The organism is Nocardia sp. NPDC004168 (assembly GCF_040610355.1).
GTDB lineage: Bacteria > Actinomycetota > Actinomycetes > Mycobacteriales > Mycobacteriaceae > Nocardia > Nocardia sichangensis.
In genome coordinates this window covers 1-18,518 of record NZ_JBEXME010000006.1, presented here as the reverse complement: position 1 = coordinate 18,518, position 18,518 = coordinate 1, and the positions used below count along the sequence as shown (strand labels likewise).

General features: G+C 70.2%; 16 protein-coding genes and 1 pseudogene. 10 read left to right on the top strand and 7 right to left on the bottom strand.

Annotation, left to right across the window (positions count from 1 at the left end):
- Window positions 1-52 precede the first annotated feature (52 nt).
- The 6 genes from ABZW96_RS14000 to ABZW96_RS13975 form a co-directional block, all read right to left on the bottom strand.
- Window positions 53-1,141: a glycerol dehydrogenase gene (locus ABZW96_RS14000; RefSeq protein WP_355074487.1), complete on the bottom strand. Its 1,089-nt coding sequence runs from the start codon at window positions 1,139-1,141 to the stop codon at window positions 53-55.
- Window positions 1,142-1,686: 545 nt separating this feature from the next.
- Window positions 1,687-3,090: an MATE family efflux transporter gene (locus ABZW96_RS13995; protein WP_355074486.1), complete on the bottom strand. Its 1,404-nt coding sequence runs from the start codon at window positions 3,088-3,090 to the stop codon at window positions 1,687-1,689.
- A 73-nt stretch (window positions 3,091-3,163) separates the two neighbouring features.
- Complete coding sequence (locus ABZW96_RS13990; protein ID WP_355074484.1) at window positions 3,164-4,195, bottom strand: cysteine synthase family protein; 1,032 nt, start codon at window positions 4,193-4,195, stop codon at window positions 3,164-3,166.
- Window positions 4,196-4,227: 32 nt separating this feature from the next.
- Complete coding sequence (locus ABZW96_RS13985; protein ID WP_355074482.1) at window positions 4,228-5,610, bottom strand: alanine racemase; 1,383 nt, start codon at window positions 5,608-5,610, stop codon at window positions 4,228-4,230.
- Window positions 5,611-5,626: 16 nt separating this feature from the next.
- Window positions 5,627-6,637, bottom strand: coding sequence for an ornithine cyclodeaminase family protein (locus ABZW96_RS13980; protein ID WP_355075022.1), 1,011 nt, complete (start codon window positions 6,635-6,637; stop codon window positions 5,627-5,629).
- Complete coding sequence (locus ABZW96_RS13975; RefSeq protein WP_355074481.1) at window positions 6,609-7,766, bottom strand: TauD/TfdA family dioxygenase; 1,158 nt, start codon at window positions 7,764-7,766, stop codon at window positions 6,609-6,611. The genes ABZW96_RS13980 and ABZW96_RS13975 overlap by 29 nt, the downstream gene beginning before the upstream one ends.
- A 316-nt stretch (window positions 7,767-8,082) precedes the next feature.
- Between ABZW96_RS13975 and ABZW96_RS13970 the strand changes: the two genes are divergently transcribed.
- The 9 genes from ABZW96_RS13970 to ABZW96_RS13930 all read left to right on the top strand — a co-directional run bounded on the left by ABZW96_RS13970 (window position 8,083) and on the right by ABZW96_RS13930 (window position 17,288).
- Complete coding sequence (locus tag ABZW96_RS13970; protein ID WP_355074479.1) at window positions 8,083-9,600, top strand: ABC transporter substrate-binding protein; 1,518 nt, start codon at window positions 8,083-8,085, stop codon at window positions 9,598-9,600.
- Window positions 9,600-10,526, top strand: a complete 927-nt coding sequence (locus ABZW96_RS13965) for an ABC transporter permease (protein WP_355075020.1) — start codon at window positions 9,600-9,602, stop codon at window positions 10,524-10,526. Before ABZW96_RS13970 ends, ABZW96_RS13965 begins: the two co-directional genes overlap by 1 nt.
- Window positions 10,523-11,344, top strand: coding sequence for an ABC transporter permease subunit (locus tag ABZW96_RS13960; RefSeq protein WP_355074477.1), 822 nt, complete (start codon window positions 10,523-10,525; stop codon window positions 11,342-11,344). Before ABZW96_RS13965 ends, ABZW96_RS13960 begins: the two co-directional genes overlap by 4 nt.
- Window positions 11,341-12,948: an ATP-binding cassette domain-containing protein gene (locus ABZW96_RS13955; RefSeq protein WP_355074475.1), complete on the top strand. Its 1,608-nt coding sequence runs from the start codon at window positions 11,341-11,343 to the stop codon at window positions 12,946-12,948. Before ABZW96_RS13960 ends, ABZW96_RS13955 begins: the two co-directional genes overlap by 4 nt.
- 95 nt (window positions 12,949-13,043) lie before the next feature.
- Window positions 13,044-13,760 carry a lytic murein transglycosylase gene (locus ABZW96_RS13950; RefSeq protein WP_355074474.1) on the top strand — a complete coding sequence of 239 codons (717 nt, stop codon included), beginning with the start codon at window positions 13,044-13,046 and terminating at the stop codon, window positions 13,758-13,760.
- 114 nt (window positions 13,761-13,874) lie between these two features.
- Window positions 13,875-15,161 carry a phosphopyruvate hydratase gene (gene eno, locus ABZW96_RS13945; RefSeq protein ID WP_355074472.1) on the top strand — a complete coding sequence of 429 codons (1,287 nt, stop codon included), beginning with the start codon at window positions 13,875-13,877 and terminating at the stop codon, window positions 15,159-15,161.
- A 50-nt stretch (window positions 15,162-15,211) separates the two neighbouring features.
- Window positions 15,212-15,769 carry a septum formation initiator family protein gene (locus ABZW96_RS13940; RefSeq protein WP_355074470.1) on the top strand — a complete coding sequence of 186 codons (558 nt, stop codon included), beginning with the start codon at window positions 15,212-15,214 and terminating at the stop codon, window positions 15,767-15,769.
- 38 nt (window positions 15,770-15,807) lie between these two features.
- Window positions 15,808-16,341 carry a DUF501 domain-containing protein gene (locus tag ABZW96_RS13935; protein ID WP_355074468.1) on the top strand — a complete coding sequence of 178 codons (534 nt, stop codon included), beginning with the start codon at window positions 15,808-15,810 and terminating at the stop codon, window positions 16,339-16,341.
- Window positions 16,341-17,288 (top strand): Ppx/GppA phosphatase family protein, encoded by a 948-nt coding sequence (locus ABZW96_RS13930; protein WP_355074467.1) that lies wholly within the window; start codon window positions 16,341-16,343, stop codon window positions 17,286-17,288. The genes ABZW96_RS13935 and ABZW96_RS13930 overlap by 1 nt, the downstream gene beginning before the upstream one ends.
- Before the next feature lie 24 nt (window positions 17,289-17,312).
- Here ABZW96_RS13930 and ABZW96_RS13925 read toward each other — a convergent pair whose 3' ends face one another.
- Window positions 17,313-17,837, bottom strand: coding sequence for an SRPBCC family protein (locus ABZW96_RS13925; protein ID WP_355074465.1), 525 nt, complete (start codon window positions 17,835-17,837; stop codon window positions 17,313-17,315).
- Between the two features lie 158 nt (window positions 17,838-17,995).
- On the opposite strand from ABZW96_RS13925, the pseudogene ABZW96_RS13920 reads away from it, so the two are divergent.
- Window positions 17,996-18,244, top strand: a pseudogene (locus tag ABZW96_RS13920) (MFS transporter); the annotation flags it as partial.
- Between the last annotated feature and the right edge of the window lie 274 nt (window positions 18,245-18,518).

The window sequence follows — 18,518 nt, the reverse complement described above, 5'->3', positions numbered from 1 at the left end:
GGTGAGGTTTCGGTGTCGGACGCTGGGTGAACGCGGGTGGATGTGGGATTGGTCACCGACCGAGGGCGTCGGCGGTGCGCAGGGCGTCCACGACCATCGCGGCATCCACCGTGAAGGGTTCGTTGTGGATCGTCTCGCCCGGAGCGGTCGCACGCTGTGCGATGGCCGCCAGTGTCTCGTCGTCGGCATCGGGCAGCCCGAGGGCGGCCAGCGTGGTCGGCAAACCCACCTCGGCGCAGAAATCCAGCACCGTGCCGATCTCGGACGCGGGCGCGCCCTCGAGCACCAATTGGGTGAGGGTGCCGAACGCGACCTTCTCGCCGTGCAGGAACGGGCGCGTTCGCGCGGCGGCGGTCAGACCGTTGTGCACGGCGTGCGCCGCGGCCAGCCCGGACGATTCGAAGCCGAGTCCGGAGAGCAAGGTGTTGGCCTCGACGACGCGCTCCAGCGCCGGTGTGACGCCGCGGGTGCGGACGGCGGTCAGCGCCTGCGCGCCGTCGGCGAGCAGGGTGCGATAGCAGAGTTCGGCCAAGGCGGCGGCGCTGCGCGTGGAGGCGCCGCCGCGCATGTTGCGCACCTGGGCGGCGCTGCACGTGCGCGCCTCGAACCAGGTCGCCAGGGCGTCGCCCATGCCCGCGGCGAGCAGCCGAGCCGGGGCCTGCGCGACGACCGAGGTGTCCACCAGCACCAGCGCCGGATTCCGCCGCACGAGCTGATACGCCTCGAACTCGCCCGCGTCGGTGTAGATCACCGACAGCGCGCTGCACGGTGCGTCGCTGGAGGCGGTGCTCGGGCAACTGATCATCGGCAGATCGAGGTCGTCGGCGACCGCGCGGGCCGCGTCGAGCACCTTGCCGCCGCCCGCCCCGAGGACGACCGTGCTGCCGGATTCCTCGACGGCGTGGGCGATCCGGGCGATCTCGGCCCGGCTGCATTCGCCACCGGACAGATGGATCGAATAGGCGATCTTCGCGTCTGTCAGCGAGCGCTCCCAGGTGCTTGCCAGCAGCCGGAAAGCGCTGGAGCCCGCCACGATGAGCACCGGCCCGCCGATGCCGAGGCGGGTCATCTCCGCCCCGAGCGCGGCGGTGGCGTCCCGGCCCTGCACGTAGTGCCCCGGCGAGGAGAACACGCTCAGCATCCGGCACCTCCCGATCCCGGGCCGCGCACGTCATCCCGGCCCGGCCGACGACGTTTTCAACGCTACGCGACACACCCTCCGCCACGGTCGTTGTCGAGAGAACCCGCACGCGTGGAGCGCCGACGGTGATGGCCGAACCGGGTCGGCGCGAGTCGTCGGTGCCCACGATCTCGATCGCACGTTCCGGCACCGGCAGGCCCGGAGTCCGCCGGACCTTCGCGATCGCACGGTCCGAGCACGGGTCCCGAGCGTCGAAGCTCCGGTCGAAGCCGCTGCGGGCGCTGCCCGGCGACGGGCCGTCGGGCCGGTACACGGCGGGTTTCGAGGCATCCCCGTCCCGGGCTGGACTAGCTGCTCCGAGGCCGCCCTTCGGCACCGCGAGTGGCGTGCCGGGGCACCCCGGAGCGGGGTAGGCGTCCGTCGTGGACCACGTCGGACCGGTTCAGCCCAACTTGTCGTGCGGCCGGGGGCCCGGCCGATGCGGCTTCGGCGATCGCGAGAGCCGTCCGACGACCCGGAGGTGCCCGGAGCGCGATCGGGACCGATCAGCTCTGGGTCGTGAGGGTCTCCGGGAGCAGGTGCGGCCGGTCGCGGTCCTTCTCGTCCAGCAACGCGAAGTAGCGGCGCAGCATGAGGATCGCGGTGGTGGCCAGGCCCGCGGTGAGTCCCCACCAGACGCCCGCCGCGCCGAGCCCGGCCGGATAGGCCAGCAGCAGGGCTACGGGCAGGCCTACGCCCCAGTAGCCGATCAGGGAGAGCCGGAAGCCCGCGTTGGTCGCCTTCAGCCCGCGCAGCAGGCCGGTGCCGATGTTCTGAGCGGCGTCGAAGAATTGCAGCACGATGCCGATCAGCAGCAGGGTGTGCGCGACCTGGATGGTGTCGGCGTCCGAGGAGTCCAGGAAGGGGCGCAGCACCAGATCCGGGGCCATCACGTACACCGCGCCCGTCACCGCGGCGATCACCGCGGCGTGCCGCAGCGCCAGCCAGGCCAGTGCACGGGCGTGCGCATGCCCGTCGCGCGCGACCGCGTGGCTGACCAGGATCGACGCACCGTGCGAGAGACCGATCGCCACCTGGAACACGATGTAGATGATCTGGTAGACGACGTTGTGCGCGGCCAGCGCCGCCGGGCCGATGCTGCCCATGACCAGCGCGAGCACCGAGAACATGCCGGCCTCGGAGCCGTAGGTCAGCGCGATCGGCGTGCCCAGTCGCAGCTCGGCGCGCACGGTGGTGAGCCGCACCGGCAGCGGCGTGCCGGGCAGGGTGCGGCCGAGTTCCTCGTCGCGCCACACCATCACCCAGAACACGCCGAAGGTGATCAGGAAGACCAGCGAGGTCGCGACACCGATACCGGTGAGCCCGAGTTCGGGCAGGCCGCCCTTGCCGTGGATGAAGCCCAGCGCCAACAGCAGATTCAGCACCACCGAGCCGAGCGTCACCAGCAGCAGCGCCTGCGGGCGCTGCATGCCGACCGTGTACTGGCGCAGCACCTGGAACCACAGGCACGGCAGCAGGCCCGGCGCGAGCGCCATCATCAGCGGGCGGGCGTCGGCGAGCACTCCCGGGTCCTGGCCGAGCCAGGGCAGCGCCCAGCCGAGCCCGATCAGCACCGCACCGCCGAGCAACCCGGCGATCGTGGCGATCGCGAAGCTCGAGCGCAGCAGGTCGCGGATCTCCGGATCCGGTGATTCGCCGCGTTTGCCCGCCGCGCTCACGGCGGTGGCGATCTGGTTGCCGCTGCCGGTGATCAAACCGACGCACATGGTGCGGATCTGGTTGAACAGCACGATCGCCAGGCCGCCCGCGGCCACCTGCCGCACGCCGAGCGTGCCCATCAGCGCGATGTTCGTGGTGGATACCGCGATCTGGGCGAGCTGGGTCAGCGCGATCGGCGTCGCCAGCGCGGTGAGCCGCCCGCCGTCGCCGCGGAAACTCGTCACGATCACCGGTTCTCCTTCACAGAGGGCGGGAGCGTCGTCCCGCGCGGGCGCAGCGTCGCACCGTACCAACGACCGGACCTCACCGCGCTTCCACCAACGTGTTCCTGGCGGCGGGCGTGAAGCGCCGCAGCAGCAGCGCGATCTCGCGTTCGGTGCCGGGGTCGAGCAGGTCGCGCTCGTTCATCCACTCGTCGTCGAACACCGTGTCCAAGTACTTCTCCCCGCCGTCGCACACGATGGTGACCACGGTGGAGCCCGGCGCGAACTCCTCCAGCCGGGTGAGCGCGGCGTACACCGAGCCGCCCGCCGACCCGCCGATCATCAGCCCCAGTTCGGCGGCGACCGCGCGGGCGGTCGCGAAGGCCGCCACGTCGGTGACCTTCACGCCCTCGTCCAGCAGCGAATAGTCCACGGCGGTGCCGATGGTGGCGCCCGGCGGGGTGCCGGTGCCCGATTGCCAGTACGGACCGCCCGGCCCGCCGAAGGCGATCGAGCCGACCGGTTCGACCCCGATGACGTGCGGCGTGCAGCCGAGCTGGCGCAGCCGGGTCGCGGTGCCGAACAGCGAACCTCCGGTTCCCACGGCGGACAGCAGGATGTCGACCCGGTCGACGTCCTCGAGCAATTCCTCGGCCACCGGGTAGTAGCCCACCGCGTTGGCGTCGTTGTTGTGCTGCTCGGTGAAGTACGCGTCGTCCCGTTCGGCCGCCATCGCCTCGGCGAGGTCCTCCCGTGCCGAGGTGGCCAGGTTGTCGTCGCCCTCGTCGGCGACGAACACCAGTTCCGCACCCATTGCCCGCATCGCGCGCAGTTTGTCCTTACATGCGTGATGGTCGACCACTGCGGTGAAGCGATACCCACGTTCCGCGGCAACTACCGCGAGGCCGAGCCCGGTGTTGCCGGATGTGGACTCGATGATATGTCCGCCACTGCGTAGCAAACCGCGACGCTCGGCGTCGAGCACCATTTCGCGCGCCATCCTGATCTTGGCCGCACCGGTCGGGTTGAACTGCTCCAGTTTGAGCAGCAGGCGGGTGCCGGTCGCGGTGGCCGCGAGCTCGAACAGCGGCGTGCGGCCGATCAGATCCGTCACGCGCGTGACGAGCGGCATCGAGGTCTCCTGGTTCTGGTCGGGAAGTCGGGTCAGCTGCCGTCGCGGGTCCAGCGGAAGCGATCGCCGGGTGCGTCGTGCAGTACGACTTTGGGTGGGATGGGCAGTTCGTGAAACGCGGACTCGTTCGAATCCATCTGATAACCGGCGGTATTCGGGTAGATCAGCAGATCGCCGACCTCGGCGGGGCGAGGCAGCGGCACCCGCCGCCAGCTCAGCATGTCGGAATCCAGACAGGTGGCCGCCCCGACGCTGGTCGGCGTCGCGGTGCCGGGCCGCGCGGGCCACAGCACCGGATCGGGCAGATACTCGCTGTCGAACCATTGCTCCGAGAGACTGAGGCTGGTGCCGTCCACGGTGAGCAACCGGTAGGGCTCGCCGTGCGCGTGCCTGGTCTTGCTGCCCTGGACGCGGAAGACGGTGCAGCCCGCGTGCGCGAGCAGCGCGCGCCCCGGTTCGACGGCCAGCCGCACGGCGTTGTCGCGCAGTCGTCCGGCGAGATCCGCGTGGCCGAGGATCTGCGCGAGCATGGCCGCGCCGGGCACCGGAAAGTGGTACGGATAGTACGAATCGAAGGACTTGCCGGAGTGGAACCACTGCCTGCCCGCCCGCGCCGTGAACTCCATCGCCGCGTCCGCCGGAACGTAGTCGACGCCGAACCCGCCGCCGATCGACACGGTGGTGGCCGGATGCCCCAGCGTGCGCGCGTGCAGACAGCGGGCGATCAGCTCGCCAGCCAGTTCCCCGCGCGCCACCGCGTCGTAGCCCGACAGATGGAAACTGAAGCCCTCCAAGCGAATCGAATCGCTCACGCCGCACAGCGCGAGGGCTTCCTCGATTTCGCCGGAGGTCATGCCGAACCGGCTGGCCGAGGCCGCGGGCAGCACGCGGATCAGCACTCGCGCGGGCCCGTCGGCGGGCGCCTGCGCGGCGAGCCGTTCGAGCTCGCCGAGATCGTCCACGGCGATCAGGGCACCGTGCCGGGCGGCCAGCCACAGCAGGTCGTCCGCTTTCGCCGGTCCGGTCACCATGAGCTCGGCACCGCGCACGCCCTGTGCCAGCGCGGCGGTCAGCTCTCCGACGCTGGCGACGTCGACGCCCGCACCGTTTTCCGCGCAGGCCCGCGCGACGCACGCGGCCTTGTTCGCTTTCTTGCCGTAGTAGATGGCACCTTGCACCCCGGCGCTCTCGAAAGCTCCGTGGAAGGCCCGGATGTTGTGGCCGACCCGCGCCGGGTACATCACGTGGAACGGCCCGCCCAGCGTGAAAGCGAGGTCACCGAGCAGGTCCGGATCGGCGAACAGGCGGCGCTCCCACGGATCGAGATGCGCGGGCATCGGTGACGCGCTGATCGAATCGCGCGTGGCCGCCTCGTCCGCGGGCGCCACGGTGACACTCGCGTGTTCTAGTCCCACCGTGCACCTCCGTGTGCTAGTCCCACAGCGGTACCTCCGTGCCACGGCCTTCCGCGATCGCCCGCTCCGCCAGCGCGTGGGCCACCGCGATGTCGGTCAGCACCAGCCCGCTGTTGTAGACGAAGACGCGCTCGTCGTCGGAGCGGCGCGCGACCGCACGGCGATCGAGGATCTGCGGCAGCTCGGCGTCCACCGTGCGCAGCGTGCCGTCGGGCCCGGCCATGTCGGTGCCGGTCAGCGCCATCTGCTCGGCGCTGGTCGCGATCACGCGGTCGGCATCGGTCAGCGCGGACGGCGCGAGCCCGTAACCGACCAGCACCGCCACCGAACCGGGCGCCAGATCGTCGGATTCGAGCGCCACTTCGGTGGCCGGGCCCGCCGTGGCCAGCACGACATCGGCCGTGGCCGCCGCGGCGCGTGGATCGGTGACGGTCTCGAGCAGCGCGTGCGGATGGTGCTCGGCGAGCACGCGATGCACGGCTGCCAGGCCCTCGGGGTGCGTGCCGTAGACCATCAGCTTGCGCAGCTGCGGGTTCGCGGCGAGCAGATGCGGAAGGGCGTTGCGGCCCTGGGTTCCGGTGCCGATCAGCAGCACGCTCTCCGCGCCCCGCCGGATCGTCTCGCGCACCAGCAGAGCCGACACCGCGGGCGTGCGCAACGCGCCGACCCGGGCGCAGTCCATCATCGCGATCGGCGCGCCGGTGCTGTCGTCGTAGAGCGTGATGGTCGTGTAGTACCGCTTCGTGCTGCGATCGTGGCCGGGGTCGAACTTGTAGGAGGTCTTCATCGCCACCACGCGCCTGCGGCCGTCCCGGCCGAGCATGGCGTAGGCGACCGACCAGCCGTCGGGGTTGGCGACGCTGAGCTTGCGCGGATTGTCCGAATCGCCCGCCGCCAGGGCGAGATACGCCTCTTCCACGGCGCGTACCACCGCGGCCGGTGTGATCGGCACGTCGGCGAGGTCGCTTCGGCTCAACACCCGCAGGGGTGTGCTTCGGTCACGCGTGCTCAAGGGGTCCTCGATCATGTCGTACTGCATCCCGCTCATGAGTGCCGCTCTGAACCGGCGGGGTGGCCGCCGTCCGGAACGGGGCTACGGTTTGTTGCCCGTAGCCATTCTCGTCGGCTTCCTCGGCCCGCCGTCGGCGTTCCGGAAGCCGGATGTTCACTCGCTTGAGCCACCGGTCGGTGCCGTCGTACCGGGCGGTGAACGGCACTCGGCCGTGCACGGCGACGTCGTTGTCCACCAGCAACAGCTCGCCGGGGGCGAGCGACGCGGTGACGCAGACGCGTTCGAGCTCGGCGGCGAGTTGTTCATATGCCGCGCGGAATTCCGGGTCGGCGTCGTCGAGCGGTGTGTACGCCGGGTCGTAGCGCAGCGTCTGCCGGTCGGCGCCCGCGATGCTCCACAGCGTCGGAATCGGTGCGGCCGGGTAGGTTTCGTGACCGTCGCCGTAGGAGACATCCGGCAGGATCGGCAGTGCGGGAGTGCTGAGCAGTTCGCGTTGCGCGGTGGACAGTTCGATCCGGCGCACCGACGACACGGTGGTGCCGACCAGATCCGGGTTACGTAGGCAACCGAGCATCAGCAGGTGGGCGCGCTCCGGATGGAAGGCGTCCTCGGTGTGCGGGCTGAGCAGCGCTTTGCTGCTGGCGCCGGACTGTTCGTGTTCCTGACCGGCCGCGGGAACGATATTGTTGACCAATCGGCCGTCCTGCTGGCCCTGCCAGCCGAACGGCTCGCCCGCGCTCCGCGCCAGCAGCAGCATCACCAAGTCGAGTTCGAACGAACGCGCGCGCCGCTCCGGATCTCCGCTCCAGCGCGCCGCCTCCCGCCAGTTCGGCGGAGTCGGTCCGAATTCGTTGTCCACCAGCGGAAGACGACCGACGACCGCGGCGCCCGCGGGGGTGGCGGGCGGGCGCATGGCGTGGCGCACTTCGGCGGGGAGCCGTGCCGCGCCCGCATCGATCCGTTCGATGAGCGCGGGGTCCGAGAGGGTGCGCGCCGCGGCCGCCGGATCGGCGAGTGCGAGATCGAGCGTGACCGATATCTCTCTGGCGACAGCGCGCACCGCGCGACCCGCTTCCAGGGAAAGCTCGCGTCGTTCGAGGTCTAGGGGGTGAAGCGGCTTACGTTCGGAGAGAACGCTTTTCACCGGGTATCCCTTCTTCGCAGCAGTGGGAAAGGCAGGGTTCACGATTAGTATGGGAAGGTAGCCCTTTGTATGAAGTGAAGCAAGGCTTACCTAAGCGAGTCGGCAAAAAATAGCCGAATCGCATAACTTCGGCTCGGGTGAAGTCGGTCCGGTGGGCGTGCCGGGGCTCGGTCGGCGGTTTGCGGGAGATGCGCCCTTGCACTGCCGTTTTGATGCCGGTATCGGCGAGTCGCGCCGCGCATTAGGCTAGCCTGTCCTGATCAAGGCACTGTGTGCGGTACCGCCGTGGGTTCGGTTCAGGAAGAGGGGCAGCACAATGGTTTTGAATCGAAGGGACTTGCTGCGGTCGAGTCTCGGCGTGGGGGCTGTGCTGCTGGTGGCCGCTTGTTCCGATGACGCCGACGTGTCCGGGCCCGCACGACCTGGCGGCACGCTGCGAGTCGGCGCGCTCGGCACCGCGGCGCGCATCGAACGCGATCCGCACGCCAACCTCAGCAACGACAGCGACTTCCTCGTCACCTCCCTGGTCTACGACGCCCTCACCGTGCCGGGCGGCAATCCGAACGTCGTTCCCCGCCTGGCGAATCGGTGGGAGCCCGACGCCGACCGGCGGCGCTGGAGCTTCACCCTGGCCGAGAACGCGACCTTCCACGACGGGACACCGGTGACGTCCGAAGATGTCGTGTGGTCGCTGCGCAGGCTGCGCACGGTCGGTGGCGCGTCGAAGATGCCGGTGGCCGTGGAGGGCATCTCCGCCGACGGGCCGAACCGGGTGGTGCTGGCCGTGCCCGAACCGAATACCCAACTGCCGCTGCTGGTGCGGCTGATGACGTTCACGGTCAAAAAGGACACCACCGATTTCACCAAGGCCGTGGGCAGCGGACCGTTCCGGTTGGAGTCCTATCAGGGCGGCAACGCCCGGCTGGTGCGCAACGAGCGGTGGCACGGCGGGCCGCCGCCGCTGGACGCCATCGAGGTAACCATGTTCGAAAGCGTGACCGCGCTGGGCAACGCGGTGCTCGGCGGGCAGATCGACCTGGCCTCCAACGTCGGCGCCATCGCGGGCCGCACCGCCGAGGGACGCGGCGATCTGGCCGTCGTGCGCCGACCGAACGATACGGTGGTCGGTGTCGCCATGCGCAGCTCCGACGGCCCGTTCGCCGACGCACGGGTGCGCACCGCCCTACGGCTCGGCGTCGACCGCAAAGCCTTGGTCAACCAGGTGCATTCCGGATACGGAACGGTGGCCAACGACATTCTCGGCACGGCCGATCCGTTCTACGACACCTCCCTCGCCCAGCGCACCCGCGACCTCGATCGCGCGAAAGCGCTGTTGCGCGAGGCGAAATTCGACACCGGGCGCAGCTACCCCTTCGTCACCAAGGCCGAGGCGCCCGGTGAGGTGGAATCGGCGAAGGTGATCGCCACCCAGCTCGCCGAGATCGGCGTCCGGCTGGACGTGGTCACCCAGGAGCCGAACGCCTTCTACGACCAGACCTGGTTGAAGGCGCCGCTGTACACGATCTCCTGGGGCACCAACGACTCCACCCTCTTCTTCGCGAGCAAATTGCTTTCGAGCGGATCGAACCGCAACGAAACCGGTTTCACGGACGCCGAATTCGACGCCGCGACCGCGAAAGCGCTCGCCGCGCGCACCGACGCGGAGTACCGGCAGGCGAATCAGGAGTTGCAGCGCATCCAGTACGAGCGCGGCGGCTACCTGGTCTGGGGCATGGCCGACGGCATCGACATCGCCGCCTCCCGGGTGCGCGACCTGCCCATGCTCGGCGGGTTCGCCAGGGTCCAGCTGGAGAAGGCCTGGCTGGCCGGGTGATGCTGTTCGCGCGACTGCTCCTCCGGCGCGTCATCCTGCTGGTGACGCTGCTGGCCTGCGTCTTCGTCGCCGTGGACCTGCTGCCGGGCGACGCCGCCCGCGCCGTCCTCGGCCGGGAGGCCACGCCCGAGCAGATCGCCGCCAAAGAACACGAACTCGGACTGGACCGTCCACTGGCGGTGCGGTTCTGGAACTGGATCGCGGGCGTCGTGACCGGCGATTTCGGACGTACCGCGCGCGGACGGCCGGTCGACGACCTGCTCGTCGACAAGTTCCCGCCGACGCTGCTGCTCGGCGGTATCGCCCTCGCGGTGACCGTGCTCGCGTCGCTCGCGCTCGGCGCGTGGTGGGCGACGCGTCCGGGCAGCGTGGCCGCGCGCGTCTTGCAGCCGACGACGACCACCGCGGTGGCCGTTCCCGAATTCGTGATCGCCACGGTGCTGATCCTGGTGTTCGCGCTGGCGCTGGGCTGGCTGCCCGCCGTGACCATCGCCGGCCGGTCGGGGATGCCGGCCGGACCGGAGATGCTGGTGTTGCCGGTGCTCGCGCTCGCGTTGCCCCAGATCGGATGGAACACCAGGGTGGTGCGCGCCGCCTTGTCCGACGCCGCGCTGGCTCCGCACGTGGAAAGCGCTGTGCTGGACGGGCTTTCGGGCCGTGCGGTGCTGGCGCGGCACGTGCTGCCGTTCGCGTTGCCGACGATAGTCGCCAGCTTCGCCACCACGGTCGGGATGCTGCTCGGCGGTGCTCTGGTGGTGGAGACCGTGTTCAACTATCCCGGTCTAGGGGCGGTCCTGGCCGGTTCGGTGGCCGATCGGGACACTTCGGTGGTGGCCGCGGTGGTCGCGTTGTCCGGGGTGCTCATCATGGTCGTGATCGCCGCCGCCGACGGCATCCGCGCCTGGTCGTTGCGGGGGCGGCGATGACGGCTCCCGCGAAGATCGCGCGCCCGGCGCGGTGGCGGCTCGGGTGGCTGGCCGTCGCGCCCGCTCTGCTGGTCACGCTGGCGGCGGCGCTGGGACCGACGCTGGCGCCGCACCCGGCGGAGGAAGCGATCGGCATCCCGTTCGGCGATCCCGCTGCCTGCGCGCCGTTGGGCACCGACCGGCTCGGCCGCGACGTGCTCAGCCAGTTGCTCTATGGCGGTTGGGGATTGCTGCTGGTGGCCGCGGTGATCGCGGTGTCGGTGACCGGACTGTCGTGTGTCCTCGGCGCGGTCGCGGCGCTGCGCCCGCGGATCGGCCAGTGGATCGAACTCGGCACCGACTTGTTCATCCTGCTACCCGCGGTGCTGGGGATTCTGCTCGTGCTGACCTCGTGGCCCGACGCGGGAACCCTGGGACTGATCGTCCTGGCGCTGCTGTTCGGCGTTCCCTATTGCGCGCGGATCTTCACGGCCGCCGCCGCTGGGGTCGCGGCGTCCGGATATGTCGAGAGCGCGCGAGCCGCCGGTGAGTCGCTCGGTCACCTGGTATTCCGCGAAGTGATCCCGAACCTGCGCGCGGTGGCGACGACTCAGTTCGGGCTGCGTTTCGTGGCGGCGGTCTATCTGGTGAGCACGGCGTCCTTCCTCCAGTTGCCCACGACGCTCGGTGCGAGCAACTGGGCGGTCATGGTGCGCGAGAACGCCTCCGGCATGCTGCTCAACCCCTGGGCCGTGCTCGCTCCGAGCCTCGCGATCGCGATCGTCGCGGTGAGCGTGAACCTGGCGGTGTCGGCGTTCGGGCGAGGGGAGCGGGAATGAACGTGAACGTCACGACGAGCGCGCGTCGGACGGCCGAGGCGGATGACGCCGGGCAGGTGCGGGCCGATCTCGTCGCGGTCGACGGCCTGACCGTGCTGGGTCCGGACGGGCGAGAATTGGCCGGACCCGCGACTTTCCGGATACCGGCGGGCACGGTCACGGCGCTCACCGGCCCGTCCGGGTCGGGCAAGACCACGGTGATGCGCGCACTGCTCGGGCAACTCCCGTCCGCGGCGGCGCGCACGACGGGCTCGGCATCGGTTGCCGGACACGATGTGCTGGCGCTCGATCGCATTGCGCTGCAACGCTTCCGACGTCAGCATATCGCTTACGTCGGGCAGGATCCCGGGTCGGCGCTGAACCCGCTGCTGCGCGTGCGCGCCCTGTTACGCGAGGTCGCGCCGCGCGCGCCCGAGTCCACCCTGATCGACACGCTCGCGCTGGTCGGTCTGTCGCCGGACTACCTTCGCCGCCGCCCCGGTGAATTGTCCGGCGGTCAGCAGCGTCGCGTCGCCCTCGCCAGGGCGCTGATCCGCCGGACCGGCGTGCTGGTGCTGGACGAGCCGCTGGCCGGGCTGCACGGCGCACTGCGCACCGATATCGCCGGGCAGCTGGCGGCACTCGCTCGCGAGCGTTCGGCGGCGATCTTGCTGTCCGGGCACGACACCGCTCTCGTGCACTCGATCGCCGACGACATCGTCGAACTCGGCGCGGTCCGTCCGGCGTCCCCGCCTCCGTCTCCGTCGGGCGGTACACAGGTGTGTGCCGAACGGCGAAGTGCTCTCCCTCCGCCGGACGTCGCCTCGGCCGGAGAGCGAGCGCGCAACTGTCACAAGCCTTCGGCCGTCTCGACGGACAACCGACCGCCCGACGTCGTGCTGCGCGCCGAGAACATCAGCGCCTCGATCGACGGACACCGGGTGCTCGCCGACATCGACCTCGCGCTGGAGGCGGGCTCGGCGCTCGCGGTGGTGGGTGCGTCGGGCGCGGGCAAGACGACCTTGGCTCGCGTGCTCGCGGGGCTGCACCATTCGGCGACCGGATCGCTCGAACTGCGTGGCGACCCGATCGCCGTTGGGGCGAACCGGCGAATTCACCATGGCGCGGGCGGCATTCAATTGGTTACTCAAAACCCCCGGTCCGCGCTCAACCCGCGCCGCACCGTGGCGCAAACGCTCGGCCGCCCTTTGCGGCGGATCGGGCGGGTCGCACGCCGGGATCTCGCGTGGCGGATCGAGGAAATTCTTGCCGCCGTCGAGCTTTCCGCCGACCTGGCCGCCCGCTATCCGCACGAACTGTCCGGCGGCCAGCGGCAACGAGTCGCGCTGGCCCGCGCCCTCGCCGCCGAACCCGCCGTGCTCCTGTGCGACGAGATCACTTCGGCACTGGACCACACCACCGCGGCGGCGATCATGGCGCTGCTGGATCGGATCCGGTCCGAACGTGACACCGCCTTGCTGGTCATCACACACGACATGGCCTTGGTCGCCGGATACTGTCCGCGGCTGATCGTCCTCGACCAGGGATGCGTCGTCGAATCCGGGGACACCGGAACGGTGCTCACCGCGCCGACGCACAGCGCGACCAGCGAACTGCTGGTCTGACACGGCGACCGTGCGGGTCATACGCGCTTTCGACACGCAGTGCGCTCCGTCACCGGCTTGCCGCGGGCCCGCGCCGTCATCTGGATGATGGAAGGGTGTTGCGAAAGACCGGCGTCTCGGCCGCCATCGTGGTGCTCCTCGGGCTCGCCGGTTGCGGGACCGACCGCACCCCGATCTCAGAGGGCATCCCGCCCGGGCCGGGCACCCCGCTGCCCGTGATCGACCTGGACGCTTCCGGTCGCACGGCCGTCCAGTTGCGCGGCTGGGCCGATGAGCAGGCCGATGGGCTCGGCATACCGCCGATCGCGCTGGAGGCGTACGGCTACGCGGCGGCCGTGATGACCAGGGCCCGTCCCGACTGCGGCATCGCGTGGACGACGCTCGCGGGCATCGCGAGCGTGGAGAGCAAGCACGGCACCCATCGCGGGGCGCAGCTCGGCGCGGACGGCTCGGTCCGCCCGCCGATCATCGGAGTCCCGCTGGACGGCTCGCCGGGCGTCGCGTTGGTGCGGGACACCGACGGCGGCGTGCTCGACGGCGATCCGGAGCACGATCGCGCCGTCGGCCCGCTGCAGTTCATCCCGGAGACCTGGAAGCGCTGGGGCGTCGACGCCAACGGAGACGGCGTCGCGGATCCGCAGAACATCGATGACGCCGCGCTCACCGCAGCCAGGTATCTGTGCGCCAGCGGCGGCGACCTCACCTCCGAGCACGGCTGGCAGCGGGCCTTGCTCACCTACAACCAGTCGCACAGCTACCTGTTGACCGTGCGCGACCGGGCCGCGAGCTACAGCATCGGCCGCCGGGTGTGATCTCCCGGTCGCCGGAGTGCCGGTTACCCGCCTCGCCGCCGGGACGATAGGCTCGCAGCGCACGGCCCATCCCGTGAGACATACCGTGTCAGCAGCCGAAGGAGTGTCTTTTTCGTGGCCATCATCGAACAGGTCGGAGCTCGCGAGATCCTCGATTCGCGCGGTAACCCCACCGTCGAGGTCGAGATCGCTCTCGACGACGGCACCCTGACCCGGGCGGCCGTGCCCTCCGGCGCGTCCACCGGCGAGCACGAGGCCGTCGAACTGCGCGACGGCGGCGAGCGCTACGGCGGCAAGGGCGTGCGCAAGGCGGTCGAGGGCGTGCTCGACGAGATCGCGCCCGCCGTCATCGGCCTGGACGCCGTGGAGCAGCGCACCGTCGACCAGGTGCTGCTCGACCTCGACGGCACCCAGGACAAGTCCCGGCTCGGCGCCAACGCCCTGCTCGGTGTCTCGCTGGCGGTGGCCCGCGCCGCCGCCGAGTCCTCCGGCCTCGAACTGTTCCGCTACCTCGGCGGCCCGAACGCGCACGTGCTGCCCGTCCCGATGATGAACATCCTCAACGGCGGCGCGCACGCCGACACGGGCGTCGACGTGCAGGAATTCATGGTCGCCCCGATCGGCGCGCCCACCTTCAAGGAGTCGCTGCGCTGGGGCGCGGAGGTCTACCACGCGCTGAAGTCGGTGCTGAAGGCCAAGGGCCTGTCCACCGGCCTCGGTGACGAAGGCGGTTTCGCGCCCGACGTGGCGGGCACCAAGGCGGCGCTCGACCTGATCAGCGAGGCCATCGCCAAGACCGGCCTGAAGCTGGGCAGCGACGTGGCGCTGGCGCTGGACGTGGCCGCCACCGAGTTCTTCACCTCCGGCAGCGGCTACAAGTTCGAAGGTGTGGTGCGTTCGGCCGAGGAGATGGCGCAGTTCTACGCCGAGTTGATCGCGGCCTACCCGCTGGTGTCCATCGAGGACCCGCTGTCGGAGGACGACTGGAACGGCTGGGTGACCCTGACCGACCAGATCGGCGAGAAGATCCAGCTCGTCGGCGACGACCTGTTCGTCACCAACCCGGAGCGCCTGGAGGAGGGCATCGCCAAGGGCGCCGCCAACGCGCTGCTGGTCAAGGTGAACCAGATCGGCACCCTCACCGAGACCCTGGACGCGGTGGAGCTGGCGCATCGCAACGGCTACAAGACGATGATGTCGCACCGTTCCGGCGAGACCGAGGACACCACCATCGCCGACCTCGCCGTCGCGGTGGGCAGCGGCCAGATCAAGACCGGCGCCCCGGCGCGCAGCGAGCGGGTCGCCAAGTACAACCAGCTGCTGCGCATCGAGGATGCGCTCGGTGATTCGGCGCGCTACGCGGGTGACGTCGCGTTCCCCCGCTTCGCGTTCGAAGGCTGAGCTGGGGCACGAACCCCGGGAGTACCGCGAAGTAGAGACCGAGGCGTGAGATGACGGAGCGACGTGCGCGTGGGACCAGTCCGGCCGGACGCGGGGACCGCCGCACGTCGCGTGCCGCCGGATCGCGCCCGGCCGACTCCGCCGCCAAGCGCGGTCGCAGGCGATCGGAGCCCGCGGAGAAGCCGAAACCGCGCAAGACGGGTTCGGCCGGCGACAGGCACGACCACACGTTCCTCGGCCTCTCCACCGGCAAGGCGGTGATCCTCGCGATGGTGGTGTGCGGGCTCGCGCTCACCCTCGCCGTGCCGATGCGCACGTATTTCACCCAGCGCGCGGAGGCGGCGCAGCTGGCGCAGCAGCGCGAGGAACTCGAGACGGATCTGGCCCGGCTGCGGGATCGTCGTGCGCAGCAACAGGATCCGGCCTACATCCGCAGCGAGGCGCGGGACCGCCTGCGTCTGGTGATGCCAGGCGAGACGCCGTATATCGTGCAGGTGCCCGGCATCGAGGCGCCCGCGCCGCCGCCCGCGCCCACCAGAGCCAGGGACCCCCAGCCTTGGTACACCGATTTGTGGCGCAGCATCTCCGAGCCGCAGCCGACGCCCTAGGCCGCCGCGCCACCACCTCGAGCACCGGAAGGACATAGGTGACCGCACCCACCGACCAGGATCTCGCGATCATCGCCGAGCAGCTGGGCCGTGCGCCGCGCGGCGTGCTCGCCATCGCCTACCGCACCCCGGACGGGATCCCGGCCGTTGTGAAGACCGCGCCCCGGTTGCCGGACGGCACCCCCTTCCCGACCCTCTACTACCTCACCGATCCCCGGCTCACCGCGGAGGCGAGCAGGCAGGAATCGGCCGGCGTGATGCGGGAGATGACCGAGCGGCTCGCCGCGGACGAGGAGCTGGCCGCCGCCTACCGCGCCGCGCACGAGAGCTATCTGGCCGAACGCGACGAAATCGAATCGCTCGGCACGGATTTCACCGGCGGCGGGATGCCCGAGCGGGTCAAGTGCCTGCACGTGCTGATCGCCCACGCATTGGCCAAGGGGCCGGGCGTGAATCCGCTCGGCGACGAGTCGGTGGCGCTGGCCGCCGAACACGGCCTGCGCGGCACCGCGATTCCGGCCGACTGGCCCGCGTCCCGGCCGAGTAGCGCGCGAGAGACTGGAGCACAGTGATGAGTGACCGGGTAGCCGCCGTGGATTGCGGCACGAACTCCATCCGACTGCTGATCGCCGACGTGCTCGACGACGGGCGGTTGGCCGACGTGCACCGCGAGATGCGCATCGTCCGCCTCGGCCAAGGCGTCGACGCGACCGGCTCGCTGGCGCCGGAGGCGATCGAACGCACCCGCGCCGCCCTGGCCGACTACGTCGCGCTGATGCGCGAGGCGGGCGTCGGCCGGGTGCGGATGGTGGCGACGTCCGCCACCCGGGACGCCGCCAACCGGGAGGATTTCTTCGCCATGGCGCGTGCCGAACTCGGCGCGGTGGTCGCGGGCGCGGAAGCCGAGGTGATCACCGGCGACGAGGAGGCGCGCCTGTCGTTCGCCGGCGCCATCGGCGAATTGTCCAGCGCGGCGGGTCCGTTCGTCGTCGTCGACCTGGGCGGCGGTTCCACCGAGCTGGTGTTCGGGGACAGCGCGGGGGTGCGCGCCGCGTTCTCCGCCGACATCGGCTGCGTCCGGATCACCGAACGGTGTCTGGCGGGCAACCCGCCGACCGCCGAGGAGATCGCCGCCGCCCGCGCCTTCGCCACCGAGCGGTTGACCGAAGCGTTCACGCACGTCCCGGTGGAAGGGGCGCACACATGGGTCGGCGTGGCTGGCACGATGACCACGCTCGCCGCGGTCGCGCTCGATCTCCCCGAATACGACTCGGAGCGGGTGCATCTCACTCGTTTGACCTCGGAGCAGGTGCATCAGGTCTGCGACCGGCTGATCGCCATGGACCACGATGAGCGCGCAGCGCTGGGGCCGATGCACCCCGGCCGGGTCGACGTGATCGGCGGCGGCGCGGTCATCACCGAAGTACTGGCGGAGGAGTTGTCCCGGCGCGCGGGTATTTCCGAGCTGATCGTCAGTGAGCACGACATCCTCGACGGCATCGCACTGTCGATCGCCTGATCCGGCTCGGTCGCGTGGCCGCGGTCAGGTCTGCGGGACGTGTCCGTTCAGCTTCACCTCGGCGTGCGTCTCGGTTCCGGCGCGGACTCCGATTCCGGCGTGACCCGCACGGCGCGCCTTGCCGATGGCGATATCGGCGAGCCGGGAGAGCGATTCCATGTTCCGCGGCACCAGCAGGAGTTCTTGCAGCGCGTTGGGCATGAGCCGGCCCAACCCGCGTTCGGCGTGCTCGTACATCCGGATCTGGGTCTCGTCGGTCGCGGTCTCGACGAGTTCCAGCCGGATCCACGCGGCGCCGAACGGCGAGAGCTTGGCCTCTAGTTCGAGCATGTGCGGCGGATCCACCGACACGACCTCCGTGGTGTCGCTCACGGTGAACGGCCATACGCCCGCGCTGTAGTGCAGCGACGCGCCGACGCCGGGCCATTCGTCGTCGACGTCGCGAATGTGCGTGGCGCCGACGACCCAGGCGGCGAACAGCCATCCGTCGGCCAGGACGGAGAAAACCTGCTCCGGTGTAGTCGGCACGGTGATTTCCACGTGGACCATCAGCTCAACGCTTTCTGGGTGCGGGCCGGTTTGCCTGTCGATTGCGGGGTGCCCGATAGGTGCGGGGGCAAACCACCGGCCGCGTCCAGGTTCCGCGGCCCGCCTGAACAGAACAAACGAATCCTCCCCGGCGCGCTTCGAGATGCGATCTTCGGAGCATGGTCGAAGCGAAAACATCGCGGGAACCAGTGGGGACACGAACCGTGTTCGGCCACCCGATCGGGCTGGCCAACTTGTTCGGCGTCGAACTCTGGGAGCGCTTCTCGTTCTACGGGATGGTCACCATCCTCCTGGTCTCTCTGCCCACCGTCCTGGGCGGCTGGATCGCCGACCGTTTGCCCGGGACGGAACTCACCCTCTTCTACGGCGGCGTCATGGTCATGGCCGGGCACATCGCGCTGGCCGTGCACTCGACTCGCCCCGGAGGCTTTCCGGGCTCAGACAATGGCATTGTATTTTTTTCTCGGTTGGTCTCGGCACGTCGGTGTCGGGTAGTTTGGCTCGGTTCTATGACCCAGGTCACGAGTTCGCCTATTTCGGTATCACCGGGACGGTCATGGTGTGTGCGGGGCTGATCGTCGCCGCCATCGCACCATGGATCAGCAAATTCATGGCAGGCGTGCATTGACTCGCCGTCTGGGTACAGAACACAAGCAATTGGCACGAATTAAGGAGAACGCG